Origin of the sequence: Williamsia muralis, assembly GCF_051487485.1 — a bacterium.
GTDB classification, from domain to species: domain Bacteria; phylum Actinomycetota; class Actinomycetes; order Mycobacteriales; family Mycobacteriaceae; genus Williamsia; species Williamsia muralis_B.
Map to the genome: position 1 here is coordinate 400,113 of NZ_JAHVCV010000002.1, position 25,716 is coordinate 425,828.

Consider the following 25,716-nt stretch of genomic DNA (forward strand, 5'->3'; position numbering starts at 1 on the left):
CCGAGGACCCCGTGAGTTCATCGACGGTCGCGGCGCCGCCGACGGCCCCGCAGAACGCCAGGGTCGCCGATGACCAGTGCCGATCGGCACCGCCCGGTGGCCCGATCGATCACAGTCTGCAGAATCTTTCCTTCGCCACCGGCCAGGCCACCGTCGCGATCACGGGTGCCGAACCACAACAGGGCTGCTACCGCTTCGCGCGGTGGGGCAACGCCGATCCGGCGGTCCCGATCGACAGTCTGCTGTTCCTGTTCAAAGACGATGGCTCTGACGGCGTCACCATCGACATGCTCGTCGGCGACCTGACCACCCGCACTGCACTCAATGCGCGGGTGACGGTTGTGGTCGACGGGACCGCCTACGGGGCCGACACCTGTGCGACGACGGTGACCGCCCTGTCCGGCACCGGGGTCGCCGGTGAGTTCAACTGCCCGACCGCAACTCGCGTCTTCGGCAACCCCTTTGCTCCGCTGGACGACACCGAGCCCGAACCGAGCCAATCGTCACCCTTGCCGACGGTCGCGGTGTCGGGCTGGTTCACCGTTGCTCCGGACGCGGGTTAGCGCGACACGTCGAAAGCCGCCGTTGTACCGGTGAAGCCGGTGATCGTGCCCGCCGGGTTCTTCCAGTCGCCGAAGTAGCGGATGCGGAACCTGCCGGACGTCCCGGCAGGAATGTTCCACAGGATGGTGATCACCGAGGTGTCGGCGCTGTTGGCCGGTCGCGCCCAATGCATCTCGGTCGACCATGCGTTGTCGTCGTAGACCCTGTCCCACGCGCCGGCTGTCCACTGTTGCACTTCGACGTAGGTATCGGACGTACGCAGATTGTTGTTGGGGTGGGCACCGACGAACTCCACTGCCACGGTGCTCCCGCCTCGATAACGAGATTCGGGCTCCCTCAGTACGTCTCCGAAACGGTGCCCCGCGATCGGGACATCAGGAGGTGGAGGCGGCACTAGATCCGGTTGGATGCCCGATTTGTTCAGGGGCGCAGGTCCCCGTCCGAGGTCCGAACCCCGCGCCATGGCCCCGGCGAGAGCGTCGAAACTCTGCATGTACGCCGGCAGTGTCCACCGGCCGAACTGCGTCTCCCCACCCTCGTACTGTTGCGACACATACTCTTCCGGGGTGGTGACGTACTGGCTGTATCCGTTGGCGAAGCCCTGCAGCAGTACGTTGTCCGCCGAGATCTGCAAAGCATGTGCCACGACTTGCCGTACCCGGAGCCCCGAGACGATGGTGAACTCGGCAGGGGCAGCCGCAAGCACGAGATCGCCGATCCGGATGATCTGGACCGGCATGATCTGGGGTATCCATGGCCACGGTGGTAGAAGTCCCAACGGAAACGCGATGAGCTTGGGAGCTTGCACATCTCGCACCCATGGCGACACCTCGGCGTCGAGCCCACCCACCGCGGCCACCAACGGATTGACCTGGCCCTCATAGAAGAACGGCAAGGGCTGTTCGAAGTTGTCCTCCGAACTGGTTGCCACCGCGCCGGCGCCCATCATCGCCGGGCTGGTGCGCGCCGGTTTCCCATCTGGGGTGTACGTGCCGTCGATGGCGACGTCGGAGAAGTCGACGTAGTGCACCACCGATTCCACCCCGGTGCGAGTCATCGGCGAGGCAGAGCGGGATGCCTCACGGCCCGCCTGATATTGACGCTCACCGATGATGGCGCAGTTGGCCCGGTTGTCGGCGGTGGGTCCGGATGGACTGAACGGCACCAGATCGAGGTTCGGCGTCATGTCGCCGGCGTTGGTCTGCGGGAACGCCGCGATCACGCCCGGCTCATCACTCTCCCATCGGTGGCTGGCATATCCCTTGTTGTCCACCGTGATCAGGCGATTGTGGTCGGCGATCGAGGTTCCGTGCGTGGAGAACCAGGTGATGACGCCGATGTCCTTGCCTGCCTGCGCCAGCCGGAGCACGGTCACTGCTGGGTCGATGGCGTCGGGGAACGCATTCTTGTCTTCGGGCGGGTTCAGATCGAAAGCGACTCTTGAACGCTGAGCGCTCGCATTGTGCAGCTCGGTTCGCCCGAGTTTGACCGTGCCGGGTGCAAGAGAGTCGTGGGCGCGGCAGATCGCCGTGAATATCCCGTTGACCTCGGCATCGTAGGAGTTCTTCTTGAAGCCGAACGCGGCCAAGGTATACGCGTAGTCCCATGCGGTCCCACCACACGAGTTGTGATTGTGGGTGGCGTTGAGGTTGACGTTCTTCTCGGTATAGAGATCGCCGTACCGTGCCCGCAGCTTGGCCAGCACTCCGATGTGGATCGATTCGAACACGCACGAGGAGTCAGCCGTCAAGAAGACCACCCGCTGACCCGAGGCGCTGTCTGCGATGATGTATGCCCTTGCGTGATAACGCATGTGCAGTCCCGCGGCGATCTGCTGGGGCTGGGAGTAGCCCATCATTCCTTGGCCTGCCACCGCGCCCGTCATGTCTGCACGTCCGGCTCCCACGAGGTAGCCAATCTGTGCCGGTGCGGCCCCCGCATGTGCGGAACCGAGCACCCGGGAGGCACCGACCGCCACGGTGGTCGCGGCGGCGCTGCCGAGAACGCGTCGTCGGGAGACTTCTGGTCCGTCGAATTTCATGGTCACCGATCCGTTGTTCAGTCGCCGAGTACCGAGGCGAGGTAGGGGTTGACGAACACTCGATCGGGATCGAGATCCTCACGAACACTCAGGAATTCACCAAAGCGCGGATACACCGACCGGAGGTGACGAGCGTCGCGGGTGTGCATCTTTCCCCAGTGGGGGCGCCCTCCGTGGGCGGCCATGATCCGTTCGACCTCATCGAAGTAACCGTCGACCGGGTCTGCGTGATACCGGTGGACGGCAACGTACCCACTGTCCCGTCCACTCGCCGTCGACAGCATGAGGTCGTCCGCGGCCGCCGCACGAACCTCGATCGGAAAACTCACCCTGAACCCTCGCCGATTGATCATGTCGCGTACCTCGTTCAGCGCCTGCGGTACCCGGTCCAGCGGGATCGCGTATTCCATCTCCCGGAACCGAACCCGTCGAGGTGAGACAAAGACCTTGGTGGATGCATCCGTGTACGTCCGAGCCGACAAAGCGTTCCCGGCCAGTGAATTGATCCTCGGAACCGCCGAAGGAAAGCGGGCCCCGACCTCACAGATGACGCGAAACAGCCCGTTGCTCACGACCTCGTCGTCGATCAGACGCCGGACCACGCCCGGGCCGGACCTGGGTGTATCGGCGGGAAGCCTGGTGTTGGTCTTCGTCAGCGCAAAGCCGGTGTGCGGGAACCAGTAGAACTCGTAGTGGTCGTGGAGCGCGACCCTCTCGAGGAACGAGTCGATGACGTCGTCCACCTGCTCCGGACCCTCCTGGGCACGCAGGGTGAATGCGGGTACACACTGCAGAGTGACCTCGGTGATCACACCGAGTGCACCGAGTCCCAGCGCGGCAGCCGAAAGCAGTTGCGGCTCCGAGGCATCCACCGTGCGGACGTCTCCCTTGCCCGTGACCAACTGCACTGCGGTGATCTGCGTACTGATCCCACCGTGCCGCAGGCCGGTGCCATGGGTCCCCGTTGATGTTGCACCCGAGATGGTCTGGGCATCCACGTCGCCGAGGTTCGCCATGGCCAAGCCGTACGGCGCGAGAAGCCCGGGGATCTCGCGCAAGGTGGTACCAGCTCGCAGTGTCGCCCGGCCCGTGGCCGTGTCGACCGCGACTAGTCCACGCTGACCTGACATGTCCAGCTGGATCTCTGGCGCGATCGCAATGGCACTGAAGCTGTGCCCCGACCCCACGGCCTTGACGCTCACTCCGTTGTTGCGAGCTCTCGCCACCACATCGGCAACCTCATCGGTGTTTCGCGGCGTCACCACCTCGGCCGGGTTCACCGATTCCGTCCGGCCCCAGTTCCGCCACACCGCCGTCACAGAAAGCACTTCCCTTCGCCGCGATACGTCGGCAGTTCACCGACCACCTTGCCGCCGTCGACCACGAGGATCGAGTTGACGTGTTCACTCAGCTCGCCGGACTTGGTGTGCCGCATCCACACCCGGTCGCCGACCCGCATCTGTTGTGCGGCCTTGCCCGTCAGTGGAGTCTGTACTTCCCCGGCCGCCTCGCGCGGCAGGTAGTCGAGTCCCGCAGGCCACACCGGCAGCGGCAACCGGTCCCGCGCCGGCGGTCCGGACGCCACCCACCCACCGCCCAGGCACGTGACGATGCCCCGTGCCGGGACGCGAACAACCGACAAGCTGAAGGACATGGCCGGCGCCGGCTTGAAGTAGGCATAGTTGTCGAACAGGTGGCCGCCGAAGAAACCACTACCCGCAGCGATGTCCGTGATGGACGGGTCGGTGGCGGTGACCTCGATCGAACCGGTCCCCCCGGCGTTGACGAACTCGAGGTCCGCGATCGTGCGCAGGGCATCGACCACCCGCCCCCGCCGATCGATCAACTCGGTAATCGACCGCCGCTGCATCTCGGTGATCATCTTGTTACGCAGGCGCTTGCGCGGTATCGCATCGCCCACACCGGCCACTTGGGCCTCGTAGGACATCACTCCGACCAACCGCACACCAGGCCGCGCAGCCACCTCGTGCGCGAGCCGTTTGGCTTGCGCAGCCGTGCGAATCGGCGATCGCCGAACACCGATGTGGCCGAGCAGTCGAGAGGAGTAGGACGCGTCGACGTCGATGGCAACCCTCACGTCAACAGCGCCCGGTGGCACCGCTTGCGCGATGACGTCGAGGTGGTCCACCGAATCGACCAGGAGGGTGACCCTCTCGGCCGCCACCGGGTCCGTCGACAGTTTCGCGATCGCATGCGCGTTGGCTGTCGGATATCCCACCAGTACGTCGGTCACAGCCGCCTCGGTGGCAAGCCAGTGGGCTTCGGCGACGTCGTAGGCCAGCACACCGGCAAAACCATCGGTGGCCAGGATCTCACTGATCACCGAACGCACCCGCAACGATTTGGAGGCGATCCGAATCGGCACTCCGCCGGCTCGGGCACGCAGATCCGCCACGTTGTGCCGTAGCGCTGTCAGTTCGAGCACTGCCACCGGCCCGTCGGGCGCACCGTGGTCGCGCACCGCCTGATCTATGGCACGCCAGTATCTTTCGGGTTCTGCCGCCCACGGCCACTCCGGCCGCATCACGGCTCCGTCCAGTCCGAGCTCGGTCATCGCACACTCCTGACCTTGAGCACCGACAGACCGCCGAGTATTCCGAAGAACGCCGACGCGACGAACAGCCCGGTGAACCCGGAAATGAGGTGGACGATGAAGGCCCCGAGCAGCGGGCCCAGGGCTTGGGGCACGGCCATCGCGATGTTCATGATCCCCAGATCCTTTCCGTAGTGGTCGGCGTCGGGCAGCACTTGCGTGGCCAGCGCTTGGTCGACGGCGAGGAAACATCCGAATCCCGCACCCAGCAACGCGGCCGCGACGATCGTTGTGGCAAGGCCGGGCACCAGCGCGATCACCAGTGCAGCAGCGCCTTGGAGCACACCGGCCACGAGCACAAACGGCTTGCGCCTCCCGATCCGGTCACTCAGGGCGCCGGCTCCGACCGCGACCGCGATGACGAACACCATGTAGACCGCGGTGAGAGCCAGCAGCGACTCCTCGGGTTCGGACACCTCGAGCCCGAACTGGAGGTAGAAGAACAACAGCGATGTCCCGAGCGCATTGCCGATGTTGACGAGAACGCGTCCCAGTAGTGTCCAGCCGAAGTCCGGTTGTTCGCGCGGCGAGATCCACAGCTCGGCGAACAGCGCGCCCACACTCAGGCGACGTGTCGCGACCGATTGCACGGGAGGGTCGGGAACCCAAAGGGCAAAGGGCACAACGAATAAGACAAGCAACAGTGCCAGCAAGGCATACCCGGCGACGTAGTGTGCGCCCACAGCGGTGAGCACTGCGATACCGGCGATGGTGCCGATCGCCTGCGGCGCCGACACCCAGCTCGAGACCACACCGCGCTGCTCGACGGGTACCTGGTCGCTGATCAGGGCGGTCAGTGCCGCGGCAGCCATGCTGAAACCGGTCAGCGCCAGGCACCAGAAGAGGGCCAGCCCCCAGTAGGTGTTCTGCGGGCCCAGCATGACAAGCGCGGCCGCGAAGACCGTCGTGCCGGCGAGGATCCAAGGGCGCCTGCGGCCGAATCGTCCAGTGGTCCGGTCACTGAGGGCGCCGGCGAGCGGGAACGCCACCAGAGCGCACACCGCCGACAGCCCGGAGATCGTTCCGAATGTGGTGACGCTGCGCTCCCAGTTACTCTGCTGCAGTACGTCTCCCACGCCCAGCCAGTCATTGATCTGTTCGGGCAGCGCCAACTGGAACGGCGCCAGCTGCGCCATCCAGATGCCCACCCAGGCCAGCGCGAACAGCGACACCCACCGTCTCGACACCCTGGGCTGCGTCGTGATGGTCACGGCGACACCAGATGTGAACGCAACATGGTCACGGTGGCATCGATGATCCGCTCTGCGATCTCACGGTTGCCGGTGCTGAGGTAGGCCAACGTCAGACCATCGGTGGCCGCGACCACCAGCGGTGCGAGATGGCTGGGCGGGGTGGCCCATTCGACATGCATCGCCTCGGCCGCCGCTTCCAGCGTCGTCTGCGCTATTTCGTAGTACCGGTCGTAGAGGCGTTGCGCGAAGTGCTCGAGACCTTTTGTGCGCCTGGCGTATTGCGCCAGGGTGATCATCGCCGATTCACGCCCGGGGTCGGCGATGATGCTCTCGAGATACGACATCAACCCGGCTTTGAGAAGGTCGCCGATGTCGGCCGGCAGAACCCATTCGGCTGCTTGTTCGGTCCCAGCACCTCCGGTCCCGGTATCTTCGGTGCGACGCCCGGGATCGTGCGGCCCGGACTCATCCGGCCCGGTTTCACTCGGCCCGGTTTCATTCGGCCTGGGGCTCGACGACGGAGGACTCAGAGGCGCGATGAAGGTGGCGAGTTCGTCAGAGGTTCCACGCGCCACCAACTCGGCGAGTAGTTCGTCGCGTGACTCGAACGCGTAATGGAAACTGGCCAGCGACATCGAGGCAGCAGCGCTGATCCGGCGGGTGGTCGCGGCTTCGACCCCGTGCTCGGCGATCACCCGGAAAGCGGCCTGGACCAGCAGATCTCTGCGGGTCTCCACGGACATCCTCGCCACGGACCACCCTTTCGCCACCGAGTGAGTGGGTCAGATGACCCACTCGTGGTGTCGAGCGTATGGCAACGGGGGTCACCGCGCTGTACGAATGGCCAGGTCGACCAGAATCGGCATGCTCAAGCACAACCCACGGCCGTGGGATCGAAGTCGATCTCGGGCCAGGTGACCGCTAGCCGACGATGCGGGCAACCACTGCTGGATCCACATCGGCGAGGTCGGCCGGGTCGAACCGCGGGTTTCGATCCTTGTCCACCAGCACGGCCCGAACCCCTTCGGCGAAGTCGTGAGTCCGGGTGATCTGTTCGGCCGCGTTGAGCTCTCGTTCGAGGCACTGATCGAGCGTGGAGCGGCCACCGAGGTCGATCATGGCAGCCGTCACGGCGAGGCTGGTGGGTGACGCCTTGTCGAGCAGGGCAACCATCTCGGTGGCCCACTCGTCGACCACGGCGCCGCGCAACCCGCCCACGATCGCCTCGATCGGGTCGTCGCTGAAGTACTCGGCGATCTTGGCCAGCGGCAAGTCGGTCCCGGTGACGGGCTCCGCGCGTCCTGACAACGCCTGACCCAGCGGCACTCCCGAGCGGATGTCGTCCGCCAGGCCCTCGAACAGATCGCTGGGCACGTAGTGGGTGGCCAGGCCGAGCGCCACCGCGTCCGCGCCACGCACCCGCGCGCCGGTGAGGCCCAGCCAGAGCCCGACGCCGGCAGGCAGTCGCGGCAAGAAGTAGGTGGATCCGATGTCCGGGATGAACCCGATTGCTGTCTCGGGCATTGCGATCATGGCCTTTTCACTGACCACGCGAACCTCACCGTGCACGCTGATGCCGAGTCCACCACCCATGGCGGCACCGTCGATCAGCGCGACATAAGGCTTGGGGTATTCGGCGATCAGCTGGTCGAGTTCGTATTCCGCGCTGAAATACCTTGTGACAGAAGCGTGGTCGCCTGCAACGGCGGCGTCCCGGATGGCACGGATGTCGCCACCCGCGCAGAACGCGCGGTCGCTGGCCGAGGTGACCAGCACGAGTTCGATGGCCGGATCGTCAGCCCACGCCGTGAGGACGGGAAACATGTCGTCCACCATCGTCTGGTCCAGGGCGTTGAGCGCCTTGGGACGATCGAGGATGATCTCGCCGACCCCACCTGAGACCTGTGTACGGATGAACGACATCGATTCCTCCTTCTCAGCCGACCTGGTCGGCGAGTTCCATCCATGACTCCTCGGCCGCTTCCCGCTCTGCGACAACGTCTTTGAGCTCGGCATTGAGCTTCATCAACTGGTCTGCATCGGTCGCGGCCGCGGCCAGGAGTTCGTGCAGTTGCTTCTCGCGGTCGACCAACCGCACCACCTGCTTCTCCAGGCGTTTGAGCGACTTCTGCATGTCCCGCTCGCTGCCGGAGCCTCTTGCCGCACCGGCACCCGTTGCCGGGGTCGCGCCCGGGCGTGACGGGGCCGCCGAGGTCGGCGCCGGTCCGGCCGCGAGCTTCTTGAGGTATTGCTCGATGCCGCCCGGCAGGTTGGTCAATCGGCCGTCACCGAACAGTGCCCAGGTGCTCTCGCAGATCCGCTCGATCAAGAACCGGTCGTGACTGATGACCACGAGGGTGCCCGCCCAGTTGTCGAGCAGGTCTTCCAATTGCTGCAACGTGTCGATGTCGAGGTCGTTGGTGGGCTCGTCGAGCAGCAACACGTTGGGCTGCGCCATCAAGACCCGGGTCAACTGCAGTCGGCGGCGCTCCCCACCCGAGAGGTCACCGACCGGCGTGCGCTGCTTGGCCGGGGTGAAGCCCAACCGTTCGGCCAACTGACCGGCCGATATCTCCTTGTCACCCAGGGTGATCCGGCCGGCCACATCTTCGACCGCCTCGATCACGCGCATGTCGACGGGCAGGTCGTCGAGTTCCTGGCGCAGCCAGCCGATCGAGACGGTCTGACCTTCGATCCTCTTGCCCGCGGCAGGCGGGGTCTCACCGGCCAGTGTGCGGAGCAGGGTTGTCTTACCCGAGCCGTTGATACCGACGAGTCCGATCCGCTCCCCCGGCGCCAGGCGCCAGGTGAGGTCGTCGAGCAGGACGCGTCCGTCCGGGGTCGTCAGCCGAGCATCTTCCAGCTCGATGACAACCTTGCCGAGTCGACGTTTGGCAAAACTGGCCAGCGCCACCGAATCTCGCGGTGGCGGCACATCGGCGATCAGCTTTTCCGCGGCCTGGATCCGGTACTTGGGCTTCGACGTACGAGCCGGGGGGCCACGCCGCAGCCAGGCGAGTTCTTTCCGGGCCAGGTTCTGCCGGCGTTCCTCGGCAGCGTCGGACAACCGCGACCGTTCCGCGCGGGCGTACACCCAGTCGTTGTAACCGCCTTCGTAACTCTCGACCTTGCCGTTCTGCACCTCCCATGTCTGGGTGGCGACGCGGTCGAGGAACCACCGGTCGTGGGTGACCACCACGAGTGCACTGCGCCGCGAAACCAGATGGTCTGCGAGCCAGGCGATGCCCTCGAGGTCGAGGTGGTTGGTGGGCTCGTCGAGGATCAACAGGTCGAGGTCCTGCACCAGTGCGGCCGCCAGCGCGACCCGGCGTCGCTGTCCGCCCGAGAGGTCCGTGACCAGAGTGTCCAGACCCAGTGCGCCGATGCCGATTCCGGCCAGCACCGAACGGATCCGGGCGTCGCCGGCCCATTCGTGTTCGGCCACATCGAGGGGTCCGAGCACAACCTGGCCGATGGTTTCTTCCGGCGGCAGATGTCCGCGCTGGGTGACCACCGCCATCCGCAGACCGGTGCCCCTGGCGACACGGCCTTCGTCGGGGGGTTCGATACCGGCCAGGATCTCCAGCATCGTGGTCTTGCCACCACCGTTGAGGCCGACGACCCCGATTCGGTCGCCTTCCTGCACACCGAGGCTCACCTTCTCGAGCAGCGGCTTCACCCCGAACGACTTGCTGATGTTCTCGACGCTGATGAGGTTCGCGCCGTTCGTCTTTCGTGCTGCGGTGGTCATGCGGCCCCTTCGATCAGGCGGGCGCCGGCAACCGGTCCGGATGCGGTCCGGACTGCGCGGCACACCCCGGCTCCCGACAACTCGGCGGCGGTGGTCACGGCGGACGTCTCATCGGCACACAAGAACGCGCAGGTCGGTCCGGACCCGGACACGATCCCGGCCAGCGCCCCGGCGTCGACGCCTGCGCGCAGTGTCCTGCGTAGCGCGGGCCGCATCGACAGCGCGGCAGGTTGCATGTCGTTGTGCAGCAAGGCCGCCACGCGCACGGGGTCTCCCGACGCCAGCGCCTGCAAGAGTTCGTCGGGCGATTCGGTGTAGGTGCCGGTGTCCTCTTCTGAGGAGTACGACTTTCGGAGTTGATCGAGTTCGCGGTACACGGCGGCGGTACTGAGTCCTTCCTTGGCCACGGCCAGCACCCAGTGGTACTCGCCGCGTGAGAGCACGGTGGTCAATTTCTCGCCGCGACCCGTGCCGAGTGCGGTACCGCCCCGCACCGCAAACGGGACGTCGCTGCCCAGTTCGGCCGCGAGGTCGCGCATCTTGTCGCGACCGATGTCCAGTCGCCACAACCGTGCCAGTGCCACCAGTGTCCCGGCAGCATCCGCGCTTCCCCCGGCCATCCCGCCGGCGACGGGAATTCCCTTGGTGATGCTGATGGCGACGGCGGGTTCGCGACCGGCCACCCGGGCCATCAGCTCCGCCGCGCGCCAGGCGAGATTGGTTGCATCGAGCGGTACCGCGCCGGCGCTGTCGCCGGTGACGGTGATCGCCAGGTCGTCGGCCGGGACCACCGAGATGGTGTCGGACAATGAGAGCGCCTGGAAGACGGTGGTCAATTCGTGATAGCCGTCACGACGTGGCAAACCCACCCCCAGGTGCAGATTCACCTTGGCAGGCACCCGGACGGTGACGGGGCGTGGGACGACAGACAACACGGTGTTCAAGTCTATGCGGCCCTCCTAATCGAGTTGCGCGGCGAGCGCGACGTAGTCCTCGATGGCCAGCCGCTCACCGCGCAGACCTGGGTCGATCCCGGCGGCGACCAGCATGCTCTCCGCCTGTGCGGCAGAACCGGCCAGTCCCGAGAGGGCGGCACGTAATGTCTTGCGCCGCTGAGCGAAAGCCGCATCGATCACCGAGAACACCCGACGTCGATGTACTTCGTCGATCGGCCACGGCGCCTGGGCGTATCGGCGGATCCGCACGAGTCCCGATTCCACCTTGGGTTCGGGCCAGAACACGCTGCGCCCCACGGTCCCGGCCTGCCCGACCTCTCCGAAGAAGCGCGCCTTGACGCTGGGGACCCCGTAGACGCGGCCACCTGGCCCCGCGGCGAGCCGTTGGGCCACTTCGAGTTGCACCATCACCAGGGCCGTGGTGATGCTGGGGAACTCCGACATCAGGTGCAGCAGAACCGGCACCGCGACGTTGTACGGGAGGTTGGCGACCAGCGCGGTGGGCGGCTGCGGTAGATCGGCTGCCTTGACCCGCAGTGCGTCGGCGGTGACAACGGTGAGTTCACCTGCCTGATCGGGCGCGCGGTCGGCAACAGTGTCGGGCAGACGACCGGCGAGGCGGGGGTCGATCTCGACGGCGAGCACCGATCGTGCCGCGCCGAGCAACCCCAGGGTCAGCGAGCCGAGCCCCGGGCCGACCTCCAGGGCGACGTCATCGCCTCCGACTCCTGACGCCGCGACGATCCGCCGCACCGTGTTGGCGTCGTGAACGAAGTTCTGCCCCAGCGTCTTGGTGGGCCTGATGTCGAGAGCGGCTGCGAGTTCCCGGATTTCGACGGGGCCGAGCAGCGCGGGTGAGTTCGTCAGAGCGCTGCCCGATCAACGGGTGCCTGCGCGGTCAGCGCAAGCCGAGTTTCGAGGAACAAGAGGGCCACGCGCCCCATCCTTGCGCGGCCTGGGTCTTGGTGGCAATTGCGATCTGTTCCTCACGGGTCGCGAGGTCGGCACGCGGGGCGTATTCCTGCCCACCCCAGCGGTCCCAGGTGTTCTGGTCGAACTGCACACCACCGTAGAAGCCGTTGCCGGTGTTGATCGCCCAGTTACCGGTGGCCTCGCACTGCGCCAACGCATCCCAGACCGAGCCCGGCGGCACGTACGGCGCACCCGGTTTGGTGCCCACGGCAACTTCTGCGGCAACCGGTTCGACCTTGACCTCGGCATCGACCTGCTTCTTCGCGGTCTCTTTGCCGTTGACCGTTGTCACCTCGTAGGTGACCTCTTGCGAACCGGGAGTGCCCGGCTTCTTGACGACCTTGCGGTCCTTGACCAAGTTCGGGTCGTCGACCTTGTTCTCGGGCGGCGCGACCGGTTCGGTGACGGTGATCGTCTCGGTGCGGATACGCGTGACCGTGATGTCCATGTTGTTGGTCACCGGGGTGTCGGGCGCTGGGGTCACCTCATCGGTGGGGGCCAGCGGCTTACCCGTGTCGGCGAGGAGTTCGGCGACGGTCTTGGCCGCGATGTCCTTGGTGACCTTCTCGGAACCGTCGGTCAGGTGCACCTTCTTGGGCAGCACCACGTTCACCAGGCCACCGGAGACGGGGAGCTGGTCGGTGGTGGGGCCTTCGATCTCGATCGAGTCCGAGACCAGGTTCACCTGCGCCAGTGCCTGCTCGACGGTGGTGGCGTTGGTCTTGATCTCACGGGGGCTGCCGTCGACGTTCACGGTCAGGGTCTTGAGCCGGTGGAACGTGATGGTCTCACCGTCGCCGACACCCGCGCCCGGGGCCGGCTGGACCAGGTCTCCGCCAGACGGGTCGTAGCCCTGTTCCTTGAGGATGCCCTCGACGGACGTGCGCATCGTGGCCACCGTCTTGAGCTCCCCGTCGACGTCGATGGTGACGTTCTTGTACATCGCGGTGCCCATGATGCCGCCGGCGATGAGCACGATGAGCAGAAGGGCGACAGCGATACGCGGGGTGCGGGAGGTCGACGAGTTGATACGAGAGAGCACAGACATGATCACGTTAAGATAACGGGATGGTGTGTTTTGTGCAAAGCGACAGGTAAAGAGCCAGTTCAGGCTGTTCTCAGATGTCGAGGCGGTAGGCCCTCACGGCGTTGGCCGTGATTGCCTCGGCGACCTCCGCGGGGTCCTGTCCTCGCACCTCGGCCAGCGCTCGCGCCGTGTACGGCAGCACGTACGACTGATTCGGCTGCCCGCGGTACGGGTGCGGGGTCAGGAAAGGCGCGTCCGTCTCGATCAGCAGCAGGTGGTCCGGCACCAACTTGGCGGCCGCCTGCAGCGTGGTGGAGTTCTTGAAACTGACCGTCCCGGCGAAACTCAGCAGATAGCCCCGCTCGATGCACTCGGCCGCGATCTGCTCATCTCCCGAGAAGCAGTGCATGATCACCGTGTCCGGCGATCCCTCGCGAGCAAGCACGTCGAGCAGATCCCGATCGGCCTCACGATTGTGGATCATCAACGGCTTACCGACCCTCTTCGCGAGGTCGATGTGCCAGGCGAACGCCTCGTGTTGTTGCGGCACCGTGGCGCAGTCGTCCGATCGGCCCGGCCAGTAGTAGTCGAGGCCGGTCTCCCCGACCGCGACGACCCTGGGATCGGTGAGCATCTGCTCGAGCTCCGCCTTGGCGGCGTCGTCCAGCTCATGGGCATGGGTGGGATGCAGGGCCACCGCGGCGTACGCGCGCTGGTCCCACTGGGCCGCGGCGAGAGCCCAGCGGGCGTCGACCATGTCATCGGCAACCGTGACCACCGCCCGCACGCCGACGGATTCGGCGTGGTCGAGGATGGCGGTCACCGAATCGGCGTCGCGGCCGCCACAGGCAGCCAGGTGGGTGTGGGAATCGATCAACGGGGCAAGAGGCTCGGGATCCGGTGGCGGGGTCCGGCGACGCTGCTTCTTCAACTCTTTGTTGCTGACCCCGGCGTCGTTGCCGTCGGTGATATTGCCGTCAGGCTTGTTGCCATCAGTGGTGGTGCTCTGGTGGTCGGCCATCGCTACAGGTCCACCTCGCCGCTGATGACGGTGGCACTGCGGCCACCGACCCAGATGTCGGTGCCGTCATCGTCGATGTAGACCCGGCCTGCCCGGCCGAGCACGGTACCCTGCGAGGCCACGTACGACGCCGGCACCGTCTGCTCACCACGCAGCCATGTCGCGAGGCCGGCATTGAGACTCCCCGTCACCGGATCCTCGGGCGCGGCGACCCCCGGGATGAAAGCGCGAACCTCAAAATCCGGCCGATCGGCGGGCATGGGCGTATCGCCCCGGTACGAACCGATCACACCGACGTTGAGCGAACCGAGTGCATCGAAATCCGGGCGGACATCGAGTACTCGCTGCGCGGAGGTGAGCATCAGGCCGATCCACCGTGGCCCGTTGTCCACCCAGTTCGAGGCGACCACATCGGACGGCGCGAGCCCCAGGGCTTTGTGGATCGTGGCCAGATCCTGGTCGTCGACAGGGCCCGACCGGACCAGCGGAGGACTCGCGAAAGCCAGGCGGTCACCGTCGGACCTGATCGTCACCAACCCGGCGCCGCACTCCTGAACGATGTTGTCGCCCTTGGGAACTCCACCCGCACGCAACCAGGCGTGAGCTGATCCGAGGGTGGGGTGGCCGGCGAACGGCAGCTCTTCGGCCGTGGTGAAGATGCGCAGCTTGTAGTCCGCCGCCGGGTCGTCAGGGGTCTGGAAGAACGTCGTCTCCGCCAGATTCGTCCAGTTCGCGAAGGCCGCCATCGACGCATCGGTCAAGCCGTCGGCGTCGAAGACGACGGCGACGGCGTTCCCCGAGAGGGATCCGGACACGAAAACGTCGACTTGCTGGAATGGGCGAAGGGGCATGTGTGAATTGTGCCCTGAGCGATTTACCGTTTTCCAATGGATATCGACATGGGCCGCGATGGCGAGACCCGGACGGAGATCGAGACCCGGCCGGCCGACGACTCCGATGTACAGCGCTTGATCGCCGCTGCCGTCGCCGAGCTGAACGTCCGCTACCCGGAGGACGTGGAACTCGAACCACTTCCCGCGACCGGCGACCACTTCGTGGCCGTTGTCGACGGTGTCACGGTTGGTGTTGTTGTCCTGATCGGTGTGCGCCCTGGACTCGACGAGGTCAAGCGGCTGTACGTCGAGCCCGGGCAGCGCGGGCGAGGCGTGGCGCGGTCACTGATGAATGCGCTCGAGCATCGGGCGAACACACGTGGGACCGATGTCGTGCGGCTCGAGACCGGCACACGCCAACCGGAGGCGATGGCGCTGTACGAGTCGTTGGGGTACTCCCTCATCGAGAACTACGGCCACTACGCAGGCAGCCCGTTGAGCCGCTGCTACGCGAAATCCCTGCGGTCCGTCGAGGAGACTTCACCCTCCGCCCGCGGGGCCGGGTACTAAGGTCGTGACGATGAGTGAGATCGAGAACCGGGTAGGCACGGCGCAGGTCGGCGACATCACGATCGCTTACGAGGACATGGGTGACCCGAACGATCCGGCAGTACTGCTGATCATGGGTCTCAGCGCGCAGTTGACCTTCTGGCAGACCGCTTTCTGTGAGTCCATCGCCGCCGAGGGTTATCGGGTGATCCGCTTCGACAACCGGGACATCGGCCTCTCGACGCATCTCGACGGCGTACGCGTCGGCGGTTCGATGCTCACCAGGATGGCCCGCCACCAACTCGGTCTTCCCAGCGATGTCCCCTACACCCTCGTGGACATGGCCCAGGACGCCGTGGGCCTGCTCGACACCCTCGAGATCGAGAAGGCACACGTGGTCGGCGGATCGATGGGCGGCATGATCGCCCAGATCCTCGCGGGCCGACACCCCGAGCGGGTGCTGTCACTGGCGATCTTCTTCTCCAGTACCAACGAGGCGTTCCTGCCCCCACCGGATCCCCGCAAGCTGTGGGCGTTGTTGTCCGGGCCCGGCAAAGGTGCCACCCGAGAGGCGTACATCGAGAACGCGGCCAAGGCGATCCGGGCCATTGGCAGCCCGAAGTACGAACTCAGCTGGGACGAGGCCCTGCGACGGTCGACTGCAGCGTACGACCGCGCCCACGACCCCGCCGGCGTGGTGCGTCAGACGTGCGCGGTGATGGGAACCGGAAGCCTGAAGAAGTACACCAACGCGATCACGGCACCGACCGTGGTGATCCACGGCAAGGCAGACGGGCTGATGCGCCCCTCCGGCGGCAAGGCCATCGCACGGGCGGTGAAGGGCTCGAAACTCGTGCTCATCGACGGCATGGGCCATGATCTGCCCGAACCACTCTGGCCTCAGTTCATCTCCGAGTTGGTGGCCAACTTCAGCCGGTCCACGAACTCCAACGCCGCACGCTGACGGCGATCACCGGGCCGTCGAGCGAAACAGTCTGATACTACGGGTATTTGGCGCGCAGAAGCCGGAGTGCAACATCCACTTCAGGGCCGTGGTCGTGGATCCGGTCGTGGATCCGGGCTGTTCCCTCGGCGCGTACCCACCACAGACGGCTCCAGTCGTCGTCGTAGTGGTCAACCACCAGGCTGACCTCCGGGCATTCGGCGATGTTCGCCAGGCGCCGCATGGGTTTACCGGACTTCGGCTTGCCGTCGACCGCGGTGTAGACCATGTCGTCGGCCACGGCGAACACCACCGGGACCACATGGGGCCGGTGGTCGGCGGACACCGTGCCCAGCCGGGCAACAGGTGATCGGGCGAACCTCTGTTTCGCGTCGGATACGGCCACGACTCACCCTAGATCGCCCCACGGATCCGTGAGATCCAACGCGCACCGACTCCCGGCGGAGCCCAACGGACCTTGTAAAGTGACCACCCAGGAGTGCCGGGAAGTCTGGTCGGCCACGGGCAACGCGTAAGACATCAGCGTGCCGTGTCATGTCAACACCGACAGATCTGAGGTATCGCGTTGTCCGACAGCACAGTTCCCGAACCCACCGGATCACCCACGTCAGGGTCACCCGGACCGCCCTCACGCAGACCCGTTCTCCCCATGTTCGCCAGAGGGTCGTGGTCGGAGGCATCGCGGGTCACGTCGATCCTCCGGAAAGAGACCGTCGGCGGAGCCCTGCTGCTGGTGGCCACGGTGATAGCGCTCGTATGGGCGAACTCCCCGTGGTCCGATGCCTATACGTCGTTGGGTGAGACGACCGTCGGGTCGGACGCACTGGGACTGCACCTCGACCTGAGTCTGGCGACCTGGGCCGCCGACGGCCTGCTCGCCATCTTCTTCTTTGTCGTGGGGCTCGAACTCAAGCGCGAGTTCGTCGCCGGTGATCTTCGCAACCCGGCCCGCGCCGCACTCCCGATCGCCGCGGCCGTCGGCGGGATGGTGGTACCCGCAGTCATCTTCGTGGCCATCACCTTGCCGGCCGGGAACGGCGCCGTCGAAGGATGGGCCATTCCCACGGCCACCGACATAGCGTTCGCTGTCGCGGTGCTGGCCGTCATCTCCACCCATCTGCCTTCCGCGTTGCGCACCTTCCTGCTGACCCTCGCCGTCGTCGACGACCTGCTCGCGATCACCGTGATTGCGGTCTTCTACACGGAGGACGTCAACGTGGGAGCGCTTGCCCTCGCCGTCGTTCCGCTCGCCCTGTTCGCGGTGTGCGTGCAGCGACGGATCCGATCGTGGTGGCTCCTCCTTCCCCTCGCCGCGTTGACGTGGGCGTTTGTGCACGAATCGGGCATCCACGCCACCGTGGCCGGGGTGCTCCTCGGGTTCACCGTCCCCGTCATCCGCAGCAAGGCAGCCGGAGGCCCCGACGCGGGGCCCGGCCTCGCCGAACACTTCGAGCACCGGATCAGGCCCATCTCCGCGGGCTTCGCAGTCCCGGTGTTCGCGTTCTTCGCCGCCGGCGTCACCATAGGCGGTCTGTCCGGATTCACCGATGCCCTGCGAGATCCGATCGCACTGGGCATCATCGCCGGACTGGTCCTGGGTAAGCCGCTGGGGATCTTCGGCACCACCCGACTGCTGTCAGCCTTCACCCGCGCGAGCCTCGACACGGCGATTCGCTGGATCGATGTCTTCGGCATCGCGATGCTGGCCGGTATCGGATTCACCGTGTCCCTGCTCATCGGCGACCTGGCCTACGGCATCGGCTCCGAACGCGACGACCACGTGAAGATCGGTGTGCTCGCGGGGTCGTTGCTGGCCGCGGTACTCGCGGCCGTCCTGCTGCGCATCCGGAATCGGCACTACCGGGCCATTTGTGCCGAAGAAAGCATCGACGACAACCACGACGGCATCCCGGACGTCTATCAGACCCCGCAGTCGCAGTGATGGCGTTGGGACGCCGGTCAGGCCCGGTGATGGCCTCTGCGCATCGGCGATAAGCTGTCAGCCACCATGGCTTCTGCATCGAAACCGCCGTTCTACATCACCACGGCCATCGCTTACCCCAACGGGGCACCACACATCGGGCACGCGTACGAGTACATCGCCGCGGACGCCATCGCCCGGTTCAAACGACTCGACGGCTACGACGTGCTGTTCGTCACCGGCACCGACGAGCACGGTCAGAAGATGCAGCAGACCGCCGAGAAGGAAGGCATCGACACCCGGGCCCTCGCCGATCGGAACTCCGCAGCGTTCCGCACCCTGCAGGAGACCCTCGGTAGCAGCTTCGACCGGTTCATCCGGACCACGGACGCCGACCACCATGTCGCATCGCAGGCCATCTGGGAACGAATGGTCGCCAATGGCGACATCTACCTCGACAAGTACTCGGGTTGGTACTCGATCCGGGACGAGGCCTTTTACTCCGAGTCGGACACCACCGTGAACGAAGACGGTACGAGGGTCTCCACCGAAACCCAGACGCCGGTGGAGTGGACCGAAGAAGAGGCGTATTTCTTCCGACTGTCCGCCTACCAGGACAAGCTGCTCGATCTCTACGAGAAGCACCCGGAATTCATCGGTCCCGGAACCCGCCGTAACGAGGTGTCGAGCTTTGTCCGCGGCGGTCTGCGCGATCTGTCGGTGTCGCGCACCACCTTCGACTGGGGCGTGCAGGTCCCCGGTCACGACGACCACGTCATGTACGTCTGGGTCGACGCGCTGACCAACTACATCACCGCTGCGGGGTACCCCGACACCGACTCGGAGCGATGGAAGAAGTTCTGGCCCGCCGATCTGCACATCATCGGCAAAGACATCATCCGCTTCCACTGCGTGTACTGGCCGGCTTTTTTGATGAGCGCAGGCATCGAGCTGCCCAAACGGGTGTACGCCCATGGATTCCTGCTCAACAGCGGCGAGAAGATGAGCAAGTCGATCGGCAACGTCGTCGACCCGTACGTGCTGGTGAACGAGTTCGGCCTGGACCCCATCCGCTTCTTCTGCCTGCGTGAGGTGCCGTTCGGACAGGACGGGTCCTACAGTCACGAAGCCATCATCGCGCGGGTCAACGCCGACCTGGCGAACGAGCTCGGCAACCTCGCTCAGCGGACACTGTCGATGGTCGGCAAGTACTTCGACGGTGTCCTGCCGGCACCCGCCGCCCTCTCCGACGCCGACACCACGTTGCTGGACAAGGCCGACGGCCTGCTGGCTCGCGTGCGCACGGAAATGGATCAGCAAGCCATCCACACCGCACTCGAGGTGATCTGGGAGGTGTTGGGCGACACCAACAAGTACATCTCCGTCGAACAACCGTGGAAGCTGGCGAAGACCGACCTCGAACGCACCGGCACCGTGCTGTACGTCTGCGCGGAGGTTGTTCGGATCACCACACTGCTGGCGCAGCCGGCCATGCCGGAATCAACCGGCAAGCTTCTCGATCTCCTTGCCGTGAAGCAGGATTCGCGCACTTTCGAGTCCATCGGAGAGCGGTTGACCGCCGGAACGGCGCTTCCGAAACCGACGCCGATCTTCCCCCGGTACGAACTCCCCAAGAGCTGACGAGATCAGGGCGCGGACTGGTGTTGCGAAGCGTTGAACTCGGTCCGGGTTCGGCGTCTGATGTGGTGCGCGCCCTGGACTTTCACACCCGGCGACTCGGAATACCCGGTCCGGCGGCGCTGATCGGCGACTGGCTCGACTCCGATGCCGTCATCGCTCCGTCCCTCGACCTCCGCGCCGGAGTCCCGATACCCGATGACCCGCAGGGGTTCTGGTTCGGCTTCCAGGGTTTCCCGGATCGCGTCGCCGAGAACCCGTTGCCTCCCGCGGCCGGCGGCGAGACCGACAATGTGCTCGAACTCGACCGGACGGGCAGCTGGTGGTGGACGTCGCTGAACGGCCAGGAGTGTCCGGATTGGGTACGCGCCAGTCTCACCGAGCATCACAGCCGGACATGGTCGGTCACCTGGCAGCCGCCGGCGCAGCGACCACACGTGGAGGCCATTGCGCAGTGCCTCGAGGCCATCCGTTCCGGCGAGGTCTATCAAGCCTGTATCTGCACCCGCTTCGCCGGTCGGTTCGCAGGTTCGGCGGCCAACTACTTCGCCGACGGCGTGCACTTCACCCGCCCCCGCAAAGCCGCTCTGCTGCATGGTGATTGGGGATCAGTCGTCTCGTTCTCGCCCGAGACCTTTCTTCATCGACGAGGATCGGTGGTGACCTCGAGCCCCATCAAGGGCACCCTGCCCATCGACCTCGACCCACAGCTGTTGCTCGACTCGGCCAAGGATGTCGCCGAGAACATCATGATCGTCGACCTCGTGCGCAACGACCTGGGAAGAGTGGCCCTCACCGGCACCGTCGCGGTGACCGAGTTGCTCGACGTGCATCCCGCGCCGGGCGTGTGGCATCTGGTGTCCACGGTGCAGGCAACGGTGCCGCCATCGGTGTCGAACTCGGCGCTGATCGACGCCACCTTTCCACCCGCCTCGGTGACGGGTACGCCGAAAGCCCGTGCTCGCGAATTGCTTTCGGAATGGGAGCAGAACTCCCGCGGGTTGTACTGCGGGGCCGTCGGAGTGGTCTCCCCCACGTCCGGACTCGATCTGAACGTGGCGATCCGCACCGTGGAGATCGCCCCGGATGGCGCGGCGTTCCTGGGCGTCGGCGGAGGCATCACCATCGACTCCGACCCCGACGGCGAATGGCAGGAGTGCCTGGACAAAGCCGCGGCCATCCTCGGTATCCAGCCCGCCTGACGCACGTCCCTGTGCACGGCGCACCGGTTCGTTCCGGTGCGCGAGACCTCGATCCGTGCGCGAGGGCCGTACTCAGCTCTCGCGGCTCGCAAGCACCGCCTCGTACAGTTCGCGGCGCGAGGCACCTGTCTTCGCCGCGAACTGGGCGCAGGCATCTTTGAGGCGCACTCCACCGGCGACCACCTCTTCGACACGCGCCACAAGCGCTTCGATGTCCGGTTCGCCCGCGACCGCGCCGTCGAGGACCACGGTGATCTCGCCGCGCACACCCTGGGCCGCCCATTCTGCGAGCTCGCCGAGCGACCCACGGCGCACCTCTTCGTACGTCTTGGTCAGCTCGCGGCACACCGCGGCGCGACGGTCGGGCCCCAGCACTGCCACCGCGTCGAGCAGACAGTCCGCGAGCCGGTGTGGTGCCTCGAAGAAGACAACCGTGCGCGCCTCGTCGATGTACTCGGTGAACCACGATCGGCGTTGCCCTGACTTGCGGGGAGCGAAGCCGTCGAAGCAGAAGCGCTCCACCGGTAGACCCGACACCGCCAGCGCGGTGGTCACCGCGGACGGTCCAGGCAGGCACGTGACGGGTAGATCCGCCTCGATACACGCGACCACCAGCCGATAGCCCGGGTCAGAGACCGACGGCATGCCGGCATCGGTGATCACCAGGACGGTGGCGCCCGACCGCACCTCGTCCACCAGGGCGGGGGTTCGCTTCACCTCGACCTGGTCGTAATAGCTCACCACCCGGCCGCCGATGGTCACGCCCAGTCCCGCAGCCAGCGCCTTCGCGCGGCGGGTGTCCTCCGCGGCCACCACGTCGGCGGCGGCCAGTGCCTCCCGGAGTCGGGGGGACGCGTCGTCGATGCGTCCCATCGGGGTCGCGGCGAGTACGAGTTGGCCTTGTGGCTGCGCAGAGTTCATCACCGCACAGCCTACGATTGGCAAGGTGACGTTCGCCCCGCCGCTCGAGAACTCCGTTCCGGAGGCCTCGGACAACGCTCGACGGTCCCTGCCCGGGTGGCAATCCTCGGACGAACTACCCGGCGTACACGCCGAGGACCTGGGCACCAGCCCTGGCGCGGCGCGCAAGGTCCCTGCGCCCGTCTTCGGCCCCACCGATCGCCGGCGTGGCTGGATCGTCGCTCTGGTCATCACCGCGATCGGCGCGATCACCCGTTTCGTGAACCTCGGCAGCCCCACCGACAAGGGCACGCCCGTCTTCGACGAGAAGCACTACGTGCCGCAGGCCTGGCAGGTGCTCACCGGCGACAACTGGCTCGAGGACAACCCGGCCTACGGTCTTGTTGTCCACCCGCCCGTCGGCAAGTGGATGATCGCCATCGGCGAGTGGTTGTTCGGCTACGACGCTTGGGGCTGGCGGTTCATGTCCGCGGTGTGCGGCACGCTGATGATCCTCATCGTCGTGCGACTGGTCCGGCGGCTGACCCGCTCGACTCTTGTCGGCGCGATCGCCGGGGTGCTGATGATCGTCGACGGGGTCACTTTCGTGGCCTCGCGGACGGGGCTGCTCGACATCTTCCAGATCTTCTTCATCCTGGCCGCGCTGGCCGCGATCGTCTGCGACCGCGATCAGATGCGGGCCCGGATGCACAAGGTCTACTCCGAGGGCCGGATCCACGACTCGCCGTACGGACCGCGGCTGGGTTTCCGGTGGTGGCGTTTTGCTGCCGCAGTCGCCTTGGGCCTCGCCTGCGGCACCAAGTGGTCGGGCATCTACTTCGTCATCTTCTTCATCGTGCTCTCACTAGGTTTCGACGTGGCGGCACGCAAGGCCTATCTGGTGCAGCGTCCGTGGCGGGGCGCGCTGCTCCGCGACGTGATCCCCACCGGTTTCTCGCTCGGCGTCACCCCCGTGCTGATCTACCTGGCGACCTTCGCTCCGTGGTTCAGTTCCGAGACAGCGGTTTACCGGTACGAGGTAGGCAGGCAGATTGGCACCGGCGGGCCTTTCGCGTGGGTTCCCGACGCCTGGCGTTCACTCTGGTACTACGAGTCGGGCGTGCTCTCGTTTCACGCCAACCTCACCAACTCGGCAGGCAACCACCACCCGTGGGAATCGAAGCCGTGGACGTGGCCCATGGGCCTGCGCCCGATGCTGTACTACATCGAGTACGGCCCGGAGAAGTGCGGCGAGTCCGAGTGCGTCAAGGCCATGATGTTCATCGGCACCCCGATCATGTGGTGGCTGGCCTTGCCGATGCTCGCGTGGGCACTGTGGCGCATGTTCATCCGGCGTGACTGGCGCTACGCGGTGGTACTGGTGGGCTACGGCGCCGCCTACCTGCCCTGGTTCACCAATCTCGACCGCCAGATGTACTTCTTCTACGCCACCGCGATGGCGCCGTTCCTGATCATGGGTCTGGCCCTCTGCGTCGGAGACGTGCTGTCCGCGAGCCGCCGCGCGAAGAAGTACGCGTACGAGAAGCGGCTGGTCGGTGCGTTCGCGGTCAGCATCTATCTGGGTCTTGCCGTGGCCAACTTCATGTGGATGTGGCCGATCCTCACCGGCGAACCCATCTCCCGCGAGATGTGGAACATGCAGATGTGGTTGCCCAGCTGGACATGATCGACCGTGCAATGGCAACGCGTTGCTGCTGCCCCCAGACGCAAACGGGCCCCCTCGAGAGGGGGCCCGTTCACATCTGAATCTTGTTGATCACTTCGGTTCGTCGGGCGACTTCCGCAACTGCTCAGGTGTGATCGCCGGGAACTGATCCGAGGGCAGCACGTCGTTTGCCTCGTCGTCGCCGGCCAAGATGTTCGCGTGCGTCCGCAACGTGTGGTCCACCTGGGTGTCGTAGTTGCGCTGGGCGACGATGAGCGGATCGCGCCGCAGGTCCATGTACAGAGACACGCACATGAAGATCATCACGATGACAAACGGCAGCGCCGCGATGATGGCCATCGTCTTGATGCCGTTGAGCGCGTCGTCGCCACTGGCCCACAACAGCAGTGCGGCAACAGCTCCGGTCAGTACGCCCCAGAAGATGGTGACGCCCTTGCTCGGTTCGTGCGCTCCCCGTTCGGACAAGGTGCCCATCACCAACGAGGCCGCGTCCGCACCGGACACGAAGAAGATCGCGACGAGCACCATCACGAGCACCGATGCGATGCCGGTCAGTGGCAGGTTGCCGAGCATGTCGAAGAGCTGACTCTCCGCCGAACTCGCGTCGGCCAGCCCCTTGCCGTCCTGTTGTTGTCGTATCGCCGTCCCACCGAAGATGGAGAACCACAGCAGCGAGACGATCGTCGGGACCAGCAGCACGCCGATCACGAACTGGCGGATGGTGCGGCCACGGCTGATCTTGGCCAGGAACATGCCGACAAAAGGTGTCCAGGACACCCACCACGCCCAGTAGAAGATGGTCCAGCCGGCAAGCCAGGTCTCACCCTCACTGTCGACGGTTGCACCTGATCGAGCCGAGAACGAGGTGATGTCGTTGAGGTAGGTGCCGATGCTGGTGGGCAGCACGTTCAGGATGAAGACGGTGGGCCCGACGACAAAGATGAACAGCGCCAACACGATCGCCAGGACCATGTTGGTGTTGGACAGCCACTGGATGCCCTTGGCGACACCCGACACCGCGGATGCGACGAACGCTGCGGTCAGCACCGCGATGATGGCCACCAGCAACAACTTCGACGGTTCGTTGATCCAGCCGACCTCTACGAAGCCCGAACCGATCTGCGCGGCACCGAGTCCCAGCGAGGCGACCGTACCGAACAGGGTCGCGAAGATCGCGAGGATGTCGATGACCTTGCCGCCCCAGCCGTTGGCACGGTGGCCGAGGATGGGAGCGAAGACGGCACTGACCAATTGTCCTCGGCCACACCGGTAGGTGCTGTAGGCGATGGCCAGGCCGACAACCGCGTACATCGCCCACGGGTGGAAACCCCAATGGAACATCGTGGTTGCCATGGCAATACCCACGTCGTTCTGCGACGTTCCGGGAGGCGCGGTGACAAAGTGGGTGAGGGGCTCGTTCGCTCCGTAGAACATCAGGCCGATACCCATACCGGCGCTGAACATCATCGCGATCCAGCTGACGGTGTTGTACTCGGGTTTCTCCCCGTCACGGCCCAGTGGGATCTTGCCGTATTTGCTGACCGCCAGGAAGATGGCGAACAGTACAAAGAACGTGGCCGACAAGATGAACACCCAGCCGAGGTTGTCGGTGATCCATGCCAGCAGATCTTGCGTCCTGGTGTTCAGGCTCTCTTTGTCGACCAGACCCCAGATGACAAAGGCGATCACTGCGGCAGCGGTGACCCCGAAGACAACTAGGTCGATCCGCGGTTTGGGACCCCGAACATCCGGAGTCGGAACCGCATCGGTGGTTTCAGTGGTCAATGCCATGGACCTAACTAGAACAGGATTCACCTCGATTGTTCAACTTTCACAACCGATTTGCTACCTGGTCGTAACCACCGGGTTCCCGCTGCACAACC

General features: G+C 65.6%; 21 protein-coding genes and 1 pseudogene. 7 read left to right on the forward strand and 15 right to left on the reverse strand.

Going from position 1 to position 25,716, the window contains the following annotated elements; all coding sequences use genetic code 11:
- The first annotated feature begins 11 nt into the window (after positions 1-11).
- Positions 12-563 carry a hypothetical protein gene (locus tag KXR83_RS05195; protein WP_437423874.1) on the forward strand — a complete coding sequence of 184 codons (552 nt, stop codon included), beginning with the start codon at positions 12-14 and terminating at the stop codon, positions 561-563.
- Here KXR83_RS05195 and KXR83_RS05200 read toward each other — a convergent pair.
- From KXR83_RS05200 to KXR83_RS05255, 12 genes are all read right to left on the reverse strand, one after another.
- Positions 560-2,605 carry a neutral/alkaline non-lysosomal ceramidase N-terminal domain-containing protein gene (locus KXR83_RS05200; RefSeq protein ID WP_437423875.1) on the reverse strand — a complete coding sequence of 682 codons (2,046 nt, stop codon included), beginning with the start codon at positions 2,603-2,605 and terminating at the stop codon, positions 560-562. The genes KXR83_RS05195 and KXR83_RS05200 overlap by 4 nt on opposite strands.
- Positions 2,606-2,622: 17 nt before the next feature.
- Positions 2,623-3,933, reverse strand: coding sequence for a D-arabinono-1,4-lactone oxidase (locus tag KXR83_RS05205; RefSeq protein ID WP_437423876.1), 1,311 nt, complete (start codon positions 3,931-3,933; stop codon positions 2,623-2,625).
- The gene (locus KXR83_RS05210) at positions 3,921-5,180 is read right to left on the reverse strand and encodes an alanine racemase (RefSeq protein WP_437423877.1); all 1,260 of its coding nucleotides are present in this window, start codon (positions 5,178-5,180) and stop codon (positions 3,921-3,923) included. Before KXR83_RS05210 ends, KXR83_RS05205 begins: the two co-directional genes overlap by 13 nt.
- Positions 5,177-6,430, reverse strand: coding sequence for an MFS transporter (locus KXR83_RS05215; protein WP_437423878.1), 1,254 nt, complete (start codon positions 6,428-6,430; stop codon positions 5,177-5,179). Before KXR83_RS05215 ends, KXR83_RS05210 begins: the two co-directional genes overlap by 4 nt.
- A complete protein-coding gene (locus KXR83_RS05220; RefSeq protein ID WP_437423879.1) occupies positions 6,427-7,155 on the reverse strand; it encodes a TetR/AcrR family transcriptional regulator in 729 nt (242 codons plus the stop codon). The genes KXR83_RS05215 and KXR83_RS05220 overlap by 4 nt, the downstream gene beginning before the upstream one ends.
- A gap of 178 nt (positions 7,156-7,333) precedes the next feature.
- Positions 7,334-8,335, reverse strand: coding sequence for an enoyl-CoA hydratase/isomerase family protein (locus KXR83_RS05225; protein WP_437423880.1), 1,002 nt, complete (start codon positions 8,333-8,335; stop codon positions 7,334-7,336).
- Between the two features lie 13 nt (positions 8,336-8,348).
- Entirely contained in the window at positions 8,349-10,163 is a 1,815-nt protein-coding gene (locus KXR83_RS05230) for an ABC-F family ATP-binding cassette domain-containing protein (protein WP_437423881.1), read from the reverse strand.
- Positions 10,160-11,098: a 4-(cytidine 5'-diphospho)-2-C-methyl-D-erythritol kinase gene (locus KXR83_RS05235; protein ID WP_437423882.1), complete on the reverse strand. Its 939-nt coding sequence runs from the start codon at positions 11,096-11,098 to the stop codon at positions 10,160-10,162. Before KXR83_RS05235 ends, KXR83_RS05230 begins: the two co-directional genes overlap by 4 nt.
- A 24-nt stretch (positions 11,099-11,122) precedes the next feature.
- The gene (rsmA, locus tag KXR83_RS05240) at positions 11,123-11,986 is read right to left on the reverse strand and encodes a 16S rRNA (adenine(1518)-N(6)/adenine(1519)-N(6))-dimethyltransferase RsmA (protein WP_437424452.1); all 864 of its coding nucleotides are present in this window, start codon (positions 11,984-11,986) and stop codon (positions 11,123-11,125) included.
- Positions 11,987-12,017: 31 nt separating this feature from the next.
- Positions 12,018-13,139 carry a transglycosylase family protein gene (locus KXR83_RS05245; RefSeq protein ID WP_437423883.1) on the reverse strand — a complete coding sequence of 374 codons (1,122 nt, stop codon included), beginning with the start codon at positions 13,137-13,139 and terminating at the stop codon, positions 12,018-12,020.
- A 70-nt stretch (positions 13,140-13,209) separates the two neighbouring features.
- The gene (locus KXR83_RS05250; protein WP_437423884.1) at positions 13,210-14,139 is read right to left on the reverse strand and encodes a TatD family hydrolase; all 930 of its coding nucleotides are present in this window, start codon (positions 14,137-14,139) and stop codon (positions 13,210-13,212) included.
- A 2-nt stretch (positions 14,140-14,141) separates the two neighbouring features.
- The gene (locus tag KXR83_RS05255; protein ID WP_437423885.1) at positions 14,142-14,990 is read right to left on the reverse strand and encodes a PhzF family phenazine biosynthesis protein; all 849 of its coding nucleotides are present in this window, start codon (positions 14,988-14,990) and stop codon (positions 14,142-14,144) included.
- 36 nt (positions 14,991-15,026) lie between these two features.
- Here KXR83_RS05255 and KXR83_RS05260 point away from each other — a divergent pair, with 36 nt between their 5' ends.
- Entirely contained in the window at positions 15,027-15,542 is a 516-nt protein-coding gene (locus KXR83_RS05260; protein WP_437423886.1) for a GNAT family N-acetyltransferase, read from the forward strand.
- 10 nt (positions 15,543-15,552) lie between these two features.
- Positions 15,553-16,485, forward strand: coding sequence for an alpha/beta fold hydrolase (locus KXR83_RS05265; RefSeq protein ID WP_437423887.1), 933 nt, complete (start codon positions 15,553-15,555; stop codon positions 16,483-16,485).
- On the opposite strand, the pseudogene KXR83_RS05270 reads toward KXR83_RS05265, so the two are convergent.
- Positions 16,451-16,870: pseudogene (locus tag KXR83_RS05270) on the reverse strand (TIGR03668 family PPOX class F420-dependent oxidoreductase). The gene KXR83_RS05265 and the pseudogene KXR83_RS05270 overlap by 35 nt on opposite strands.
- A gap of 264 nt (positions 16,871-17,134) precedes the next feature.
- On the opposite strand from KXR83_RS05270, the gene nhaA reads away from it, so the two are divergent.
- From nhaA to KXR83_RS05285, 3 genes are all read left to right on the forward strand, one after another.
- Positions 17,135-18,427 carry a Na+/H+ antiporter NhaA gene (gene nhaA, locus KXR83_RS05275; RefSeq protein ID WP_437424453.1) on the forward strand — a complete coding sequence of 431 codons (1,293 nt, stop codon included), beginning with the start codon at positions 17,135-17,137 and terminating at the stop codon, positions 18,425-18,427.
- 66 nt (positions 18,428-18,493) lie between these two features.
- Positions 18,494-20,047 carry a methionine--tRNA ligase gene (gene metG / locus KXR83_RS05280; protein WP_437423888.1) on the forward strand — a complete coding sequence of 518 codons (1,554 nt, stop codon included), beginning with the start codon at positions 18,494-18,496 and terminating at the stop codon, positions 20,045-20,047.
- A 20-nt stretch (positions 20,048-20,067) separates the two neighbouring features.
- On the forward strand, positions 20,068-21,246 hold the full coding sequence (locus KXR83_RS05285) for an aminodeoxychorismate synthase component I (RefSeq protein ID WP_437423889.1): 1,179 nt from the start codon (positions 20,068-20,070) through the stop codon (positions 21,244-21,246).
- A 72-nt stretch (positions 21,247-21,318) separates the two neighbouring features.
- Here KXR83_RS05285 and rsmI read toward each other — a convergent pair whose 3' ends face one another.
- Positions 21,319-22,167 (reverse strand): 16S rRNA (cytidine(1402)-2'-O)-methyltransferase, encoded by an 849-nt coding sequence (gene rsmI / locus KXR83_RS05290; RefSeq protein ID WP_437423890.1) that lies wholly within the window; start codon positions 22,165-22,167, stop codon positions 21,319-21,321.
- Positions 22,168-22,255: 88 nt separating this feature from the next.
- Here rsmI and KXR83_RS05295 point away from each other — a divergent pair, with 88 nt between their 5' ends.
- Positions 22,256-23,833 (forward strand): dolichyl-phosphate-mannose--protein mannosyltransferase, encoded by a 1,578-nt coding sequence (locus KXR83_RS05295; RefSeq protein WP_437424454.1) that lies wholly within the window; start codon positions 22,256-22,258, stop codon positions 23,831-23,833.
- Positions 23,834-23,923: 90 nt separating this feature from the next.
- On the opposite strand, the gene KXR83_RS05300 is transcribed toward KXR83_RS05295, so the two are convergent.
- Positions 23,924-25,624: a BCCT family transporter gene (locus KXR83_RS05300; protein ID WP_437423891.1), complete on the reverse strand. Its 1,701-nt coding sequence runs from the start codon at positions 25,622-25,624 to the stop codon at positions 23,924-23,926.
- Positions 25,625-25,716 lie beyond the last annotated feature (92 nt).

Excerpts from the sequence above, each read along its gene's own strand:
- nhaA (WP_437424453.1), top strand. The coding sequence starts at position 17,135 with ATGTTCGCCAGAGGGTCGTGGTCGGAGGCATCGCGGGTCACGTCGATC.
- KXR83_RS05210 (WP_437423877.1), bottom strand. The coding sequence starts at position 5,180 with ATGACCGAGCTCGGACTGGACGGAGCCGTGATGCGGCCGGAGTGGCCG.
- KXR83_RS05225 (WP_437423880.1), bottom strand. The coding sequence starts at position 8,335 with ATGTCGTTCATCCGTACACAGGTCTCAGGTGGGGTCGGCGAGATCATC.
- KXR83_RS05230 (WP_437423881.1), bottom strand. The coding sequence starts at position 10,163 with ATGACCACCGCAGCACGAAAGACGAACGGCGCGAACCTCATCAGCGTC.
- KXR83_RS05220 (WP_437423879.1), bottom strand. The coding sequence starts at position 7,155 with ATGTCCGTGGAGACCCGCAGAGATCTGCTGGTCCAGGCCGCTTTCCGG.
- KXR83_RS05255 (WP_437423885.1), bottom strand. The coding sequence starts at position 14,990 with ATGCCCCTTCGCCCATTCCAGCAAGTCGACGTTTTCGTGTCCGGATCC.
- KXR83_RS05200 (WP_437423875.1), bottom strand. The coding sequence starts at position 2,605 with ATGAAATTCGACGGACCAGAAGTCTCCCGACGACGCGTTCTCGGCAGC.
- KXR83_RS05245 (WP_437423883.1), bottom strand. The coding sequence starts at position 13,139 with ATGTCTGTGCTCTCTCGTATCAACTCGTCGACCTCCCGCACCCCGCGT.
- KXR83_RS05265 (WP_437423887.1), top strand. The coding sequence starts at position 15,553 with ATGAGTGAGATCGAGAACCGGGTAGGCACGGCGCAGGTCGGCGACATC.
- KXR83_RS05300 (WP_437423891.1), bottom strand. The coding sequence starts at position 25,624 with ATGGCATTGACCACTGAAACCACCGATGCGGTTCCGACTCCGGATGTT.
- rsmI (WP_437423890.1), bottom strand. The coding sequence starts at position 22,167 with ATGAACTCTGCGCAGCCACAAGGCCAACTCGTACTCGCCGCGACCCCG.
- KXR83_RS05260 (WP_437423886.1), top strand. The coding sequence starts at position 15,027 with ATGGATATCGACATGGGCCGCGATGGCGAGACCCGGACGGAGATCGAG.
- KXR83_RS05250 (WP_437423884.1), bottom strand. The coding sequence starts at position 14,139 with ATGGCCGACCACCAGAGCACCACCACTGATGGCAACAAGCCTGACGGC.
- metG (WP_437423888.1), top strand. The coding sequence starts at position 18,494 with ATGGCTTCTGCATCGAAACCGCCGTTCTACATCACCACGGCCATCGCT.